Raw genomic sequence first — 14,278 nt, forward strand, 5'->3', positions numbered from 1 at the left:
TGACAAATGGAATGATTTTGTTGGTTTACTGTTCAATCTGGTGATGAATAAAACGATTGAACTGAAATTGCAGCGAATTGATCATCTGGGAAGACCAGCGCACTGCACTGTTTTCGGGCAAGGTTTGCGGCATCCAGACGGCGTAGGCGAACAGCGCCATGCACAGCACGCGTTCAAGCTGATTCCCTTTCTGCGGCGCAAGGATTGGAAAACGGAAACGCCAGCGGCAGGGCCACAGCAGCGGCACGCCCGCGGGTGTCAGCATATCGGCGAGGATATGGCTTAAATAACCCAGCACCATGCCCTGAATGGCATCGCCCGGCACAATCCAGCTTTCAGGGACTTTTAAATAGAAAAGCGTGAGCAGGCCAAAAACGGCCAGCAGGCTGTGGGTAAACCCGCGGTGGCCGAACGCGCGGGCGATGGGCTTCGACACCCACTTCAGGCGCTGTCCGAGGAAGGATTTTGGGTGGTCAATATCGGGCAGCAGACAGGTTAAAACGGCGGAAGGGACAATATGCCACCAGTCTCCCTGTGCAAGCACGGGAGTAAGTTCTGCGTTTTTGGCAAATACTGCGCACGCAATTGAAAAAAGCAGGTGGCCTTCCGCCGTCATGATAAAACCCACGAAACTGTCAATTTATACAGTATAGGGTTTTTATACAGTGGGCGAAAGAGGTGACGGTGTAACTGTTTGTCACAAACGCGCCTCAGCGCGCCAGCCAGCCGCCGTCAACGGCTAAGGTGTGACCATTCACGTAATCTGATGCGGGGGAGGCTAAAAAGACGACCGGCCCCTGAAGGTCATCCGGTACTCCCCATCGACCCGCCGGGATGCGGTCAAGGATCTCCGCGTTACGCTGTTCGTTATCGCGAAGCTGCTGCGTGTTGTTCGTCGCCATGTAGCCCGGCGCGATGGCATTCACGTTGATGCCATGTAGCGCCCACTCATTTGCCAGCAGGCGCGTGATCCCCAGCACGCCGCTTTTCGAGGCGGTATACGACGGCACGCGAATGCCGCCCTGAAAGGAGAGCATAGAGGCGATATTGATAATTTTGCCGCCCTGGCCCTGGGTGATAAATCGCTTAGCGACCGCTTGAGAGAGGAAAAAGAGCGACTTGAGATTCAGGTTCATAACGTCATCCCAATCTTTTTCGCTGAAAGTCAGAGCCTCCTCCCGGCGAATCGTCCCGGCATTGTTCACCAGAATATCAATTCGTCCCATCTCCGCCACGGCGGTGTCCACGACGTACTGAAGATTTTCCTGCTGGCTCAGATCGGCCCGAATAGCCACAAAACGTCTTCCCAGGGCGGTGACGGCGCTGGCCGTTTTCTCTGGAGCTTTGCGATTTACCCCAACGATATCGCAACCTGCCTGCGCCAGCGCAATAGCCATGCCTTGCCCCAGCCCGGTATCGCACCCGGTGATGAGGGCTACTTTGCCTGAAAGAGTAAAGGTGTCCAGTATCATACGCGCCTCAGAAGCTGGTTATCGTCGTGTTGACGTTAAAGATAGGAGGCAGGGATGAGAAAAGCAAACAAAATGAAACTGTGTTTTGTTTTTATCAGGCAGCATGACGCTGCCTGTAGGAGGGGCTATTCGCCGCGCAGGTGTTGTACCGTCAGTTCAGCCAGCGAATTCAGCTTAACGTCGGCAAGAGCATACCGCGGATCGTGGCGATTTTCTTCATCGGGAACCACAATGGAGCGCATACGCGCGGCTTTGGAGGCCACCATGCCGTTTACTGAATCTTCCAGCGCGACGCAGGTAAGCGGATCAAGACCCAGCTTCGCGGCGCAGTCCATATAGACCTGCGGATGCGGCTTGCTGTAGGGCAGTTTTTCCGCAGACGCCAGGGCGTCAAAACTGTCGCGCAGCTCAAACATGATCAGCACTTTTTCCAGCATATGCAGCGGTGAAGCGGAAGCCAGGCCAACCTTCAGCCCCTGAGATTTGCACAGCGCGACAGCCTCATGTACGCCCGGCAAGAGCGGCTTGTTCTCCTCCACCAGCGCGATGGCGCGGCTGATAATACGCGAGGTGACTTCGTCGCGATCGGGCCCAACCCACGGCTGTTGGGCGTACCACAGGTCAACGACCATATCAATACGCAGGCCCAGCGTGTCGGGAAGTTCATTACGGCGACTGATATCAACGCCCAGGCTGGCCATCACGTCCAGCTCGGCGCGATCCCACAACGGCTCGGAATCAATCAGTAATCCATCCATGTCAAAAATAGCGGCAAGTATCTGGCGCGGTGTCGACATCACAACGTCTCCTTATCCAGGTGTTCGACAGACGATAAGTGCTAAGCACAGTCTGCAATTTAGCATATTGCTTTTAAAGAGCGGGCGAAATTGATGTCCAGCAGGTAGACTTAGGCTCAAATCACGCGTCTTTATGAAGAGGAACTGATGACGTATCAACAAGCTGGACGCATTGCTGTCTTAAAACGTATTGCAGGCTGGGTGATTTTTATTCCCGCCGTCATTTCTACGCTGATATCCGTGCTGAAGTTTATGTACGATCACAGCGAAAAACAGCCGGGCATTAATGCGGTAATGCTTGATTTTGCGCATGTCATGATTGAGATGGTGCGGTTTAACACCCCGTTCCTGAACGTCTTCTGGTTCAACTCGCCAACGCCGGACTTTCACCAGCAGCTGAATGTTGGGTTCTGGATTATCTATGCGCTGATTTTTATTGCGATGGCGCTGCAGGCATCGGGCGCACGAATGAGTCGCCAGACCCGTTTTTTACGCGAAGGGGTGGAAGATCAGCTTATCCTTGAGAAGGCGAAAGGTTCTGAAGGAATGAGCCGGGAGCAGATTGAATCCCGCATTGTGGTGCCTCGTCACACCATTTTCCTGCAAATTTTCCCGCTCTATATCCTGCCGGTTATCATCATCGTGGCGGGATATTTCTTCTTCTCACTGCTCGGTTTTCTGTAACGAATTAGGGTGGCGGCAAGGCCACCCGTTTTGTCTTTAAGCCGCAAGCACGCGTTCAAGCGCGCGCTGGGCGTTGACCAGATGTTGCCCGCCAAAAAGAATGGCTCGGTTCATCAGCGTATAGAGCTGATACACGGGCTGGCGCTCAAGGAAGTCCGGCGGCAGGGGGGAGACAGACTGATAGCCATCGTATATTTGCGGCGGTTGTTCAGGATGCAGGGGCAACATGGCCAAATCGCACTCTCTGTCGCCCCAGTAGCAGGCCGGGTCGAAGATATACGGGCCGTTGGGGCCCAGCGCGCAGTTATCGGACCATAAATCACCGTGCAGCAAAGACGCCTGAGGCTGGTGGGAGGCCAGGCGCTGTTGCACATGCTCGACGATGGCATCAATGTTGCCAAATTCCAGCCCTTTCTCTGCGGCCAGTTCAAGCTGCCATCCGATGCGCTGCTCGGCAAAGAACGTCGACCAGCGGCGCTGCCAGGCATTGGGCTGCGGCGTGGTGGAAAGGTCGTTGTCGAAGTCGAGACCAAACTGGGGCTGGTCGCTCCACTGGTGCAGGCGCGCTAACTGTTGCCCGAGAATAAAGGCATTATGGGCGTCCAACGGGCGGGCAGGGAGATAGTCCATCACCAGAAAGCTGTAGTCCCGGTCACTGCCCACGGCCAGCACCTCTGGTACCGTCACCGTTTTACTACGGGACAACAGTTCAAGCTGATCGGCTTCAGCGGTAAAAATCGGGAGCAGCTCTCGCTCGTCGCATTTAACGAACAAATCGCGTCCTGCGTAGCGTAAATGCCACGCGGCGTGAATTTCCCCGCCCGGCAGCTCGTTACGCAGTTCAATTTCACCTTCACCCAATTGCTCATGTAAAAGATGACTGATTGCCTGCCACATGTTGACTCTCCCATGTTGTCTGCCAGATCATAAAGTTAGCGCATAACTGCGGTAAAAAAATACGAACTAACGCACACCTGAGCGGATTAATTTCATGCAGGGCACTTATTGTTCTTTTTTCTGCCAGCGTTCCCACGTCTCCACGGTGATGTCGGCAGGCTTGTCGGTCACGCTTTCCACCAGGCTGGCGGCCAGCGCATGCACCTCTTCTTCACTCAGGGCTGCGATCAGGCCAAACGCCAGGGTGCCTAAATCATGAATATGACCTTCGTCATCCGTTAGCGTGAGCAGGAAATTCGCCCGTGTAAAGGCATTGTTGAGCTCGTTAAGCTCGGTCAGCGATGCTTCATGAAGGCTGATGGTCACGACGTAGCGGGTGATATCACCACTGCTCATAATTCACCTCGTTGTTATCCTGAAAGTTTTTTTAGCATAGTCGATACGCCATATTTGGCGACTTCCACAGATATTCCCCCTCCGCCAGGAGGGGGATATATCGGTTAGCTTCGTGACAGGTAATCGACGATTTTCTGCGTATCGGCAAGCGAACACAGGCGCGTTCCCTGATTGATGGTGGCGGCACTCCCCGCCGCGACGCCATAGCGCGTCATCTCCAGAAGTGATGCGCCCTGCGCCAGCTTCAGCGCCATCGCGCCGACCATACTGTCGCCTGCGCCGACGGTGCTCTGGCTCTTCATTGGGGGCGGAACAACCTGCACAAAGCCCGTCTTGTCGACGGCCAGCGCACCCTGAGGACCGAGAGAGACGACAACGCGGTGCGCTTTGCCGCTGCGAACCAGTTCTTCTGCGGCAGTACGCACGTCATCCGGCTGGCTAAGTTCGCGATTAACAAGCGCACTCAGCTCTTTCTGGTTAGGCTTAACCAGCTCAAGCTGTCCGGGTTCTAATGCCGCCTGCAGGGCTTCGCCTGAACTGTCGACAATGCAGCGAATTCCGCGCTGAAGTACGGCATCAACCAGTGCTGTCAGCTTTTCTGTTTTGACACCTGGCGGCAGGCTACCGCTGATGACCAGCAGCGAGCCGCTTTCAATGGTTAGCACCTTTTCTTCCAGCTGACGAAACTCATCATCGCTCAGCCTGGCGCCTGGCATAACGAAACGATACTGTTCCCCGCTGGACTCAACGTGGACATGCAGGTTCTGCCGGGTCCAGTCTTTGGCGTCAACGGTATCCACGGCAACCTGTTCATCGGCCAGCAAGGCAACAAGATGCTCCCCCGTGGCACCACCGGCCGGAAATATGGCAGTCGCTTTACCGCCGAGGTGGGTAATCGCGCGCGCAACGTTAATCCCGCCACCGCCCGGCTCAAATACGGGTGCGCTACAGCGTAGTTTACCTTCCGGGTAAATCTGCGGCGTTATGGTCGCGGAGTCGAGGGAAGGGGAGAGCGTCAGCGTATAAATAGAAGCCATCATAACCTCCTTTTAGCATGGGTTCTTTTAAGCCTGGCACCGATCGACAGGAAGGCAATGTAAATAACAGTATGATTTTAAAAATGAATGCTGACATAAATGCGATGAGGGATATATAAAATAAAATGCGTTTTGAGATCGTTCTTATTCAAAAAATGAAATAAGAAAATATTGCTATGTTATTTGCGCCTTTTTATAATTTGTTACCTTTCTCTGGACGCCTTGTCATTGATCCTCAAGAAAGTTTCCGAGACCGTGGTGGTCTCTTTTTTTGTTGTACGGACTCCTTAAATAAAATGAAGCTTTTGAAGACAGTACCCGCAGCACTGATGCTGGCGGGTGGCGTTTTTGCATCACTGAATGCAGCCGCCGATGACACCGTTTTTACTGTCATGGACGATCCCTCCACTGCCAAAAAACCGTTTGAAGGTAACCTGAACGCCGGGTATCTCGCGCAATCGGGTAATACGAAAAGCTCTTCTCTGACGGCGGACAGCACCCTGACCTGGTACGGCAATACCACTGCATGGTCGCTGTGGGGGAATGCCAGCAACACGTCCGCTAACGATGAACGCTCATCCGAGAAATACGCGGTCGGTGGACGTAGCCGTTACAACATGACCGACTATGACTACATCTTTGGTCAGGCAAGTTGGTTAACCGACCGCTTCAACGGCTATCGCCAGCGCGATGTGTTCACCGCCGGTTATGGTCGTCAGTTCCTGAATGGTCCGGTACACAGCCTCCGTTTCGAATTCGGTCCTGGTGTCCGCTATGACGAGTACACCAATGGCGAAAATGAAACCCAGCCGCTGGGCTATGCTTCCGGCACGTATGCCTGGCAGATGACCGACAACACCAAATTTACGCAGGGTGTTTCTGTGTTTGGTGCCGAGGATACGACGCTGAACTCCGAAAGCGCTTTGAACGTGGCTATCAATGAACACTTCGGTTTGAAATTGGCCTACAACGTGACCTGGAACTCTTCACCGCCAGAAACGGCACCGGATCATACCGATCGCAGAACCACGATTTCGCTGGGCTATAAAATGTAATCATAGCGGGCCGATGAAAGTGTCGGCCCGTTTTCATTATTATGGTTAACCCGCGCCAATAAATTCTCATCACGCGCAACGGCATTTATTTTTATTTGTACTTAGCCCCAAATCATTGCCGCCCACCGTAATAACAGCATTGCACCGCAGATGGCAACCAGCACCAGCACCATTTTCCAGTGTTTTACGGCAAATCGTTTTGTTGGCATAACCTAATCCTTGTTCGTTGATACGCATAGTCTATCAAACGGGGCCAAAAGATGCGCCTTCCCGGGAGCGATCGAGTTATGCCAACAAGGGGTCGGCTCAGAACCAGTGGAATCGTTCGGCGAGGATCAACACTAGACCTGTTGCGGAAAGGATGTTCAAAATCACAACCGTTCTACTGGATACATTCATGGTATGCACCTGTTGATATAAAAGGCATGTTCAAGAGTAGCCCAGCATGTCTGAAATGCGAGCGCCGGAGAGATGCAATCTGCAAATTTACGCTACGTGCCAGCCCATCATTCTGGCTGCAGAGGGTGCAATCTCCTTGCTGATAGTGTTAACATTACGTCGCTTGCCGTAAATCCGCATTAATCTGAATTCGGCAGGTGCATGATGACGAACCAATTTGACGATTGTTGGTCAGATGGTGTCGTAATCTATTGTCAAATCACGATTATTTTCTTTGTATATGCTCTTATGTGTGGGGCATCACTGCAAATAAGGATATAAAATGCCTGTAATTACTCTTCCTGATGGCAGCCAACGCCATTTCGACCACGCTGTTAGCCCTATGGATGTCGCCCTGGACATCGGTCCTGGCCTCGCGAAAGCGACCATCGCCGGCCGTGTGAACGGTGAGCTGGTTGATGCGTCCGATCTGATTGAAAACGATGCGACGCTTGCAATCATCACCGCGAAAGACGAAGAAGGTCTGGAGATCATTCGTCACTCCTGCGCACACCTGTTGGGTCATGCTATCAAGCAGCTGTGGCCAAACACCAAAATGGCGATCGGTCCGGTTATCGACAACGGTTTCTACTACGACGTTGATCTTGACCACACCCTGACCCAGGAAGATATCGACGCGCTCGAAAAACGTATGCACGAGCTCGCCGAGACCAACTATGACGTCATCAAGAAGAAAGTCAGCTGGCACGAAGCGCGTGAAACCTTCGTCAAGCGTGGCGAGAGCTATAAAGTCTCTATTCTCGATGAAAACATTGCTCATGATGACAAGCCTGGCTTGTACCATCACGAAGAATACGTCGACATGTGCCGTGGACCGCACGTGCCGAACATGCGCTTCTGTCATCATTTCAAACTGATGAAGATCGCTGGCGCCTACTGGCGTGGCGACAGCAACAACAAGATGTTGCAGCGTATCTATGGTACCGCGTGGGCGGATAAGAAAGCCCTGAACGCGTACCTGCAGCGCCTGGAAGAGGCCGCGAAGCGTGACCACCGTAAAATCGGTAAGCAGCTTGACCTGTACCACATGCAGGAAGAAGCGCCGGGTATGGTGTTCTGGCATAACGATGGCTGGACTATCTTCCGTGAACTGGAAACGTTCGTACGTTCCAAGCTGAAAGAGTACCAGTATCAGGAAGTGAAAGGCCCGTTCATGATGGACCGTGTGCTGTGGGAAAAAACCGGCCACTGGGACAACTACAAAGATGCGATGTTCACCACCTCGTCCGAGAACCGTGAATACTGCATCAAGCCAATGAACTGCCCGGGGCACGTTCAGATCTTCAACCAGGGTCTGAAATCCTACCGCGACCTGCCGCTGCGTATGGCGGAGTTCGGTAGCTGCCATCGCAACGAGCCATCGGGTGCGCTGCACGGTCTGATGCGCGTGCGTGGCTTTACGCAGGATGATGCGCATATCTTCTGTACTGAAGATCAGGTTCGTGATGAAGTTAACGCCTGTATTCGTATGGTCTACGATATGTACAGCACCTTTGGCTTCGAGAAGATCGTGGTCAAACTCTCAACGCGTCCGGAAAAACGTATCGGTAGCGATGAGACCTGGGATCGCGCAGAAGCGGATCTCGCCGTAGCGCTGGAAGAGAACGGTATTCCGTTCGAATACCAGCTGGGCGAGGGCGCATTCTACGGTCCGAAAATTGAATTTACCCTGTATGACTGCCTCGATCGCGCATGGCAGTGCGGTACTGTACAGCTGGACTTCTCCCTGCCGCAGCGTTTAAGCGCCTCTTATGTTGGCGAAGACAACGAGCGTCAGGTACCGGTCATGATTCACCGTGCTATTCTCGGTTCTCTGGAGCGCTTCATCGGCATCCTGACCGAAGAGTTCGCGGGCTTCTTCCCAACCTGGCTTGCGCCAGTGCAGGTCGTGGTGATGAACATTACCGATTCTCAGGCAGATTACGTTAAAGAATTGACGCAGAAACTACAAAATGCGGGCATTCGCGTAAAAGCAGACTTGAGAAATGAGAAGATTGGCTTTAAAATCCGCGAGCACACTTTACGTCGTGTCCCGTATATGTTGGTCTGTGGTGATAAAGAGGTGGAAGCAGGCAAAGTTGCCGTTCGCACCCGCCGTGGTAAAGACCTGGGCAGCCTGGACGTAAGTGAAGTGATTGAGAAGCTGCAACAAGAGATTCGCAGCCGCAGTCTTCAACAACTGGAGGAATAAGGTATTAAAGGCGGAAAACGAGTTCAAACGGCACGTCCGAATCGTATCAATGGCGAGATTCGCGCCCAGGAAGTTCGCTTAACAGGTCTGGAAGGCGAGCAGCTGGGGATTGTGAGTCTGAGAGAAGCGATCGAAAAGGCTGAAGAAGCTGGAGTAGATTTAGTTGAAATCAGCCCTAACGCCGAACCGCCAGTTTGTCGTATCATGGACTACGGCAAGTTCCTTTATGAAAAGAGTAAGTCTTCTAAGGAACAGAAGAAGAAGCAAAAAGTTATCCAGGTTAAGGAAATCAAATTCCGTCCTGGTACCGACGATGGCGATTATCAGGTAAAACTCCGCAGCCTGATTCGCTTTCTGGAAGATGGCGATAAGGCCAAGATCACGCTGCGTTTCCGCGGTCGTGAGATGGCCCACCAACAGATTGGTATGGAAGTGCTTAACCGCGTCCGTGACGATCTGAGTGAACTGGCAGTAGTCGAATCCTTCCCTACGAAGATCGAAGGCCGCCAGATGATCATGGTGCTCGCTCCTAAGAAGAAACAGTAAGGCCTTCAAGCAGCAAAATCTGTGGAGCCTTCGGGTTTCATAGGTTTTGTTCGCCTATGTTTCGTTTATTTAACAATGCGAAGTGGAAGTTATTAAGATGCCAAAAATTAAGACCGTACGCGGTGCTGCTAAGCGCTTCAAAAAAACCGGTGGTGGTGGATTTAAGCGTAAGCACGCAAACCTGCGTCATATTCTGACCAAAAAATCTACTAAGCGTAAACGTCACCTGCGTCCAAAAGGCCTTGTTTCTAAAGGCGATCTGGGTCTGGTTATCGCGTGCCTGCCGTACGCATAAGCCGTTAACGTTTAATTTTTTACTAAGAATATAGATACAGGAGAGCACATATGGCTCGCGTAAAACGTGGTGTAATTGCACGTGCACGTCACAAGAAAATTTTGAAACAAGCTAAAGGCTACTACGGTGCGCGTTCACGCGTATACCGCGTTGCCTTCCAGGCTGTTATCAAAGCAGGTCAGTACGCTTACCGTGACCGTCGTCAGCGTAAGCGTCAGTTCCGTCAACTGTGGATTGCGCGTATCAACGCAGCAGCACGTCAGAACGGTATTTCTTACAGCAAATTCATCAACGGCCTGAAAAAAGCCTCTGTTGAAATCGACCGTAAGATCCTGGCTGACATCGCAGTATTCGACAAAGTAGCGTTCACCGCTCTGGTCGAAAAAGCGAAAGCAGCACTGGCATAAGCCAGTTGAGAGAGGGGGCCTGGCTCCCTCTTTTCATTTAACACCATCAGAAGATTGACATTTATCCGTGCAGGCTTTTCAATAAGGTCTTACCGGTTTTTACCCAACAAGGTAACGCAAGCATGAATGCTGCTATTTTCCGCTTCTTCTTTTACTTTAGCACCTGACTCCAGGAGGCTAGCGCGTGAAAGATGAAACGAAAAACAGCGCCAGATAAGCCTCCCGATGGAGGCTTTTTTTGTGCCTGAATTTGAGAGAATAACTCCACCAAATCGGTGTCTGCACCGACATAATGAGGAAAATCATGTCACATCTCGCAGAGCTGGTTGCCAGTGCAACAGCCGCCATTAATCAGGCCTCAGATGTTGCCGCGTTAGACAATGTCCGCGTCGAATATCTTGGGAAGAAAGGGCACCTGACCCTTCAAATGACAACCCTGCGTGAACTGCCGCCAGAAGAACGCCCGGCAGCGGGTGCGGTGATTAACGAAGCCAAAGAGCAGGTTCAGCAGGCGCTGAACGCGCGTAAGGCCGAGCTGGAGAGCGCGGTACTAAACGCGCGTCTTGCGGCAGAAACCATCGACGTTTCTCTGCCGGGTCGCCGTATTGAAAACGGTGGTCTGCATCCGGTTACTCGTACTATCGATCGTATTGAAAGTTTCTTCGGTGAGCTCGGCTTTACCGTGGCGACTGGCCCGGAAATCGAAGATGATTACCACAACTTCGACGCCCTGAACATTCCTGGCCATCATCCGGCACGCGCTGACCACGACACTTTCTGGTTTGACGCGACGCGTCTGCTGCGTACCCAGACCTCTGGCGTTCAGATCCGTACCATGAAGGATCAGGAACCACCAATCCGCATCATCGCGCCGGGCCGCGTGTATCGTAACGACTACGATCAGACCCACACCCCAATGTTCCACCAGATGGAAGGTCTGATTGTTGATAAAAACATCAGCTTCACCAACCTGAAGGGCACGCTGCACGATTTCCTGAACAACTTCTTTGAGGAAGATTTGCAGGTTCGTTTCCGTCCGTCCTACTTCCCGTTCACCGAACCGTCTGCGGAAGTTGACGTGATGGGTAAAAACGGCAAATGGCTGGAAGTGCTGGGCTGCGGCATGGTGCATCCAAACGTGCTGCGCAACGTGGGTATCGATCCGGAAGTATACTCCGGCTTTGCCTTCGGCATGGGCATGGAGCGTTTGACCATGCTGCGCTACGGCGTGACCGACTTACGTGCATTCTTCGAAAACGATCTGCGTTTCCTCAAACAGTTTAAATAAGGGCAGGACAGAACAATGAAATTCAGTGAACTGTGGTTACGCGAATGGGTTAACACCACGCTGGACAGCGAAGCGCTTTCCAACCAGATCACCATGGCGGGCCTGGAAGTTGACGGCGTTGAGCCGGTTTCCGGTGCCTTCAACGGCGTCGTGGTGGGTGAAGTGGTCGAGTGCGGCCAGCACCCTAACGCTGACAAACTGCGCGTGACAAAAGTGAACGTAGGCGGCGACCGTCTGCTGGACATCGTCTGCGGTGCGCCAAACTGCCGTCAGGGCCTGAAGGTGGCCGTGGCGACCGTCGGTGCCGTACTGCCGGGTGATTTCAAAATCAAAGCGGCCAAGCTGCGCGGTGAGCCGTCTGAAGGCATGCTGTGCTCCTTCTCCGAGCTGGGTATTTCCGACGACCACAACGGCATCATCGAGCTGCCGCTGGATGCGCCAGTTGGCACCGATATCCGTGAATACCTGAAGCTTGATGACAATACTATCGAAATCAGCGTCACGCCAAACCGTGCCGACTGCTTAGGTATCATCGGCGTGGCGCGCGACGTGGCCGTACTGAACCAGACCGAACTCAACGCGCCGGAGATTGTGCCGGTTGAAGCGACCATCAGTGACGTGCTGCCGATTCAGGTTGACGCTGCTGATGCCTGCCCGCGCTACCTCGGTCGCGTGGTAAAAGGCATTAATGTTAAAGCGCCAACCCCGCTTTGGATGAAAGAGAAGCTGCGCCGCTGCGGTATCCGCTCAATCGACGCCGTGGTTGACGTCACTAACTACGTTCTGCTGGAACTGGGCCAGCCGATGCACGCGTTCGATAAAGATCGTATCGACGGCGGCATCGTTGTGCGCATGGCGAAAGAGGGGGAAACCCTGGTGCTGCTGGACGGCACAGAAGCCAAACTGAACGCCGACACCCTGGTGATTGCTGACCACAGCAAAGCGCTGGCGATGGGCGGCATCTTTGGTGGCGAACATTCTGGCGTCAACGACGAAACGCAAAACGTCCTGCTGGAATGCGCGTTCTTCAGCCCGCTCTCCATCACCGGCCGCGCGCGCCGTCACGGCCTGCACACCGACGCGTCTCACCGCTACGAGCGCGGCGTTGACCCGGCGCTGCAGTACAAAGCGATGGAGCGTGCAACCCGCCTGCTAATCGACATCTGCGGCGGCGAAGCGGGCCCGGTTATTGACGTCACCAACGAAGCGACCCTGCCGAAGCGTGCGACCATTACCCTGCGCCGCAGCAAGCTGGATCGCCTGATTGGTCACCACGTTGCCGACGCGCAGGTGACCGACATCCTGACGCGCCTGGGCTGCGAAGTGACCGAAGGTCAGGACGAGTGGAAGGCCGTTGCGCCATCCTGGCGTTTCGACATGGAAATTGAAGAAGATCTGGTGGAAGAAGTGGCCCGTGTTTACGGCTACAACAACATCCCTGACGAGCCTGTGCAGGCGGGTCTGGTGATGGGCGCCCACCGTGAAGCCGACCTGTCCCTGAAGCGTGTGAAAACCATGCTGAACGACAAAGGCTACCAGGAAGTGATCACCTACAGTTTCGTTGATCCTAAGCTGCAGCAGCTGATCCACCCGGGTCAGGAAGCGCTGATCCTGCCAAGCCCAATCTCCAGCGAAATGTCCGCGATGCGTCTGTCCCTGTGGACGGGCCTGCTGGGGACTATCGTTTACAACCAGAACCGCCAGCAAAACCGCGTGCGCATTTTCGAAAGCGGTTTGCGCTTTGTGCCGGATAATCAGGCAAATTTAGGCATCCGTCAGGATCTCATGCTGGCTGGTGCCATCAGCGGTAACCGCTACGAAGAGCACTGGGACCTGGCAAAAGGCACGGTTGATTTCTACGATATGAAGGGCGATCTGGAAGCGATTCTGGATCTGACCGGTAAATTATCTGAAATTGAATTCCGCGCGGAAGCGATTCCTGCGCTCCATCCGGGCCAGAGCGCGGCGATTTATTTAGACGGCAAACGCGTTGGTTTCATTGGCGTTGTCCACCCGGAGCTGGAGCGTAAGCTGGACCTGAACGGCCGTACCATCGTGTTCGAGCTGGAGTGGAGCCCGGTTGCAGACCGCGTCATTCCTCAGGCGCAGGACGTCTCCCGCTTCCCGGCGAACCGCCGTGATATCGCGGTTGTGGTCGCTGAAAACGTGCCCGCAGCAGATATTTTGGCCGAATGTAAGAAAGTTGGCGTAAATCAGGTAGTTGGCGTAAACTTATTTGACGTGTACCGCGGCAAGGGCGTAGCAGAAGGTTTCAAGAGCCTCGCTATCAGCCTTATCCTTCAGGATACCAGCCGTACACTCGAAGAAGAGGAGATTGCCGCTACCGTCGCCAAATGTGTAGAGGCATTAAAAGAGCGATTCCAGGCATCATTGAGGGATTGAACCTATGGCGCTTACAAAAGCTGAAATGTCAGAATATCTGTTTGATAAGCTTGGGCTTAGCAAACGGGATGCCAAAGAGCTGGTAGAGCTGTTTTTCGAAGAGATCCGTCGTGCTCTGGAAAATGGTGAGCAGGTAAAACTCTCCGGTTTTGGCAATTTTGATTTGCGAGACAAAAACCAACGTCCGGGCCGTAACCCGAAGACGGGGGAAGATATTCCCATTACAGCCCGCCGCGTGGTGACCTTCAGACCCGGCCAGAAGTTAAAGAGCCGCGTCGAAAACGCAACGCCTAAAGCAGAGTAATATGAACTAACCAAAAAGGCCGCTCACGCGGCCTTTTTTCTTTGCGC

The 14,278-nt window shown here is 53.4% G+C and carries 18 protein-coding genes and 1 other annotated feature; of the genes, 10 read left to right on the forward strand and 8 right to left on the reverse strand.

From position 1 onward, the window contains the following. Window positions 1–25 precede the first annotated feature (25 nt). The 3 genes from IM314_RS05465 to hxpB all read right to left on the reverse strand — a co-directional run bounded on the left by IM314_RS05465 (window position 26) and on the right by hxpB (window position 2,269). Window positions 26–616, reverse strand: coding sequence for a metal-dependent hydrolase (locus IM314_RS05465; protein WP_032644865.1), 591 nt, complete (start codon window positions 614–616; stop codon window positions 26–28). 94 nt (window positions 617–710) lie between these two features. After that, window positions 711–1,472, reverse strand: coding sequence for a 2-dehydro-3-deoxy-D-gluconate 5-dehydrogenase KduD (gene kduD, locus IM314_RS05470; RefSeq protein ID WP_041910455.1), 762 nt, complete (start codon window positions 1,470–1,472; stop codon window positions 711–713). Window positions 1,473–1,597: 125 nt separating this feature from the next. Next, window positions 1,598–2,269, reverse strand: a complete 672-nt coding sequence (gene hxpB, locus IM314_RS05475; RefSeq protein ID WP_028012808.1) for a hexitol phosphatase HxpB — start codon at window positions 2,267–2,269, stop codon at window positions 1,598–1,600. A 147-nt stretch (window positions 2,270–2,416) separates the two neighbouring features. Here hxpB and IM314_RS05480 point away from each other — a divergent pair, with 147 nt between their 5' ends. Further along, the gene (locus tag IM314_RS05480; RefSeq protein ID WP_041910454.1) at window positions 2,417–2,953 is read left to right on the forward strand and encodes a YniB family protein; all 537 of its coding nucleotides are present in this window, start codon (window positions 2,417–2,419) and stop codon (window positions 2,951–2,953) included. A 36-nt stretch (window positions 2,954–2,989) separates the two neighbouring features. Here the strand turns inward: IM314_RS05480 and IM314_RS05485 are convergent, their stop codons facing one another. The 3 genes from IM314_RS05485 to pfkB form a co-directional block, all read right to left on the reverse strand. Next, window positions 2,990–3,850: a fructosamine kinase family protein gene (locus tag IM314_RS05485; RefSeq protein ID WP_041910453.1), complete on the reverse strand. Its 861-nt coding sequence runs from the start codon at window positions 3,848–3,850 to the stop codon at window positions 2,990–2,992. 105 nt (window positions 3,851–3,955) lie between these two features. Further along, window positions 3,956–4,246 (reverse strand): type V toxin-antitoxin system endoribonuclease antitoxin GhoS, encoded by a 291-nt coding sequence (ghoS, locus tag IM314_RS05490; RefSeq protein ID WP_028012811.1) that lies wholly within the window; start codon window positions 4,244–4,246, stop codon window positions 3,956–3,958. A 104-nt stretch (window positions 4,247–4,350) separates the two neighbouring features. Next, window positions 4,351–5,283, reverse strand: a complete 933-nt coding sequence (gene pfkB / locus IM314_RS05495; RefSeq protein WP_041910452.1) for a 6-phosphofructokinase II — start codon at window positions 5,281–5,283, stop codon at window positions 4,351–4,353. 296 nt (window positions 5,284–5,579) lie between these two features. Here pfkB and IM314_RS05500 point away from each other — a divergent pair, with 296 nt between their 5' ends. After that, window positions 5,580–6,338 (forward strand): YdiY family protein, encoded by a 759-nt coding sequence (locus IM314_RS05500; RefSeq protein WP_028012813.1) that lies wholly within the window; start codon window positions 5,580–5,582, stop codon window positions 6,336–6,338. Window positions 6,339–6,439: 101 nt separating this feature from the next. Here IM314_RS05500 and yniD read toward each other — a convergent pair whose 3' ends face one another. Further along, window positions 6,440–6,547, reverse strand: coding sequence for a small membrane protein YniD (yniD, locus tag IM314_RS05505; RefSeq protein WP_193358728.1), 108 nt, complete (start codon window positions 6,545–6,547; stop codon window positions 6,440–6,442). A 97-nt stretch (window positions 6,548–6,644) separates the two neighbouring features. Next, entirely contained in the window at window positions 6,645–6,737 is a 93-nt protein-coding gene (gene yncL, locus IM314_RS05510) for a stress response membrane protein YncL (protein ID WP_071787459.1), read from the reverse strand. 322 nt (window positions 6,738–7,059) lie between these two features. On the opposite strand from yncL, the gene thrS reads away from it, so the two are divergent. The 8 genes from thrS to ihfA all read left to right on the forward strand — a co-directional run bounded on the left by thrS (window position 7,060) and on the right by ihfA (window position 14,231). Then, a complete protein-coding gene (thrS, locus tag IM314_RS05515; protein ID WP_028012814.1) occupies window positions 7,060–8,988 on the forward strand; it encodes a threonine--tRNA ligase in 1,929 nt (642 codons plus the stop codon). Window positions 8,989–8,991: 3 nt separating this feature from the next. Beyond that, a complete protein-coding gene (infC, locus tag IM314_RS05520) occupies window positions 8,992–9,534 on the forward strand; it encodes a translation initiation factor IF-3 (protein WP_023616141.1) in 543 nt (180 codons plus the stop codon). A 97-nt stretch (window positions 9,535–9,631) separates the two neighbouring features. Further along, window positions 9,632–9,829, forward strand: a complete 198-nt coding sequence (rpmI, locus tag IM314_RS05525) for a 50S ribosomal protein L35 (protein WP_003030583.1) — start codon at window positions 9,632–9,634, stop codon at window positions 9,827–9,829. Between the two features lie 50 nt (window positions 9,830–9,879). Continuing rightward, a complete protein-coding gene (gene rplT / locus IM314_RS05530; protein WP_000124850.1) occupies window positions 9,880–10,236 on the forward strand; it encodes a 50S ribosomal protein L20 in 357 nt (118 codons plus the stop codon). A gap of 117 nt (window positions 10,237–10,353) precedes the next feature. Then, window positions 10,354–10,478 (forward strand) — a sequence feature (Phe leader region). Next, entirely contained in the window at window positions 10,359–10,403 is a 45-nt protein-coding gene (gene pheM, locus IM314_RS05535) for a pheST operon leader peptide PheM (protein ID WP_001386830.1), read from the forward strand. Its footprint overlaps the feature before it by 45 nt. A gap of 62 nt (window positions 10,479–10,540) precedes the next feature. Next, entirely contained in the window at window positions 10,541–11,524 is a 984-nt protein-coding gene (gene pheS / locus IM314_RS05540; RefSeq protein WP_010426091.1) for a phenylalanine--tRNA ligase subunit alpha, read from the forward strand. 15 nt (window positions 11,525–11,539) lie between these two features. Then, entirely contained in the window at window positions 11,540–13,927 is a 2,388-nt protein-coding gene (gene pheT / locus IM314_RS05545) for a phenylalanine--tRNA ligase subunit beta (RefSeq protein WP_028012816.1), read from the forward strand. 4 nt (window positions 13,928–13,931) lie between these two features. Continuing rightward, complete coding sequence (ihfA, locus tag IM314_RS05550) at window positions 13,932–14,231, forward strand: integration host factor subunit alpha (RefSeq protein WP_003857805.1); 300 nt, start codon at window positions 13,932–13,934, stop codon at window positions 14,229–14,231. Window positions 14,232–14,278: the final 47 nt, after the last annotated feature.

It is taken from the genome of Enterobacter cloacae complex sp. P42RS (genome assembly GCF_014930595.1).
Taxonomy (GTDB): Bacteria; Pseudomonadota; Gammaproteobacteria; order Enterobacterales; family Enterobacteriaceae; genus Enterobacter; species Enterobacter bugandensis.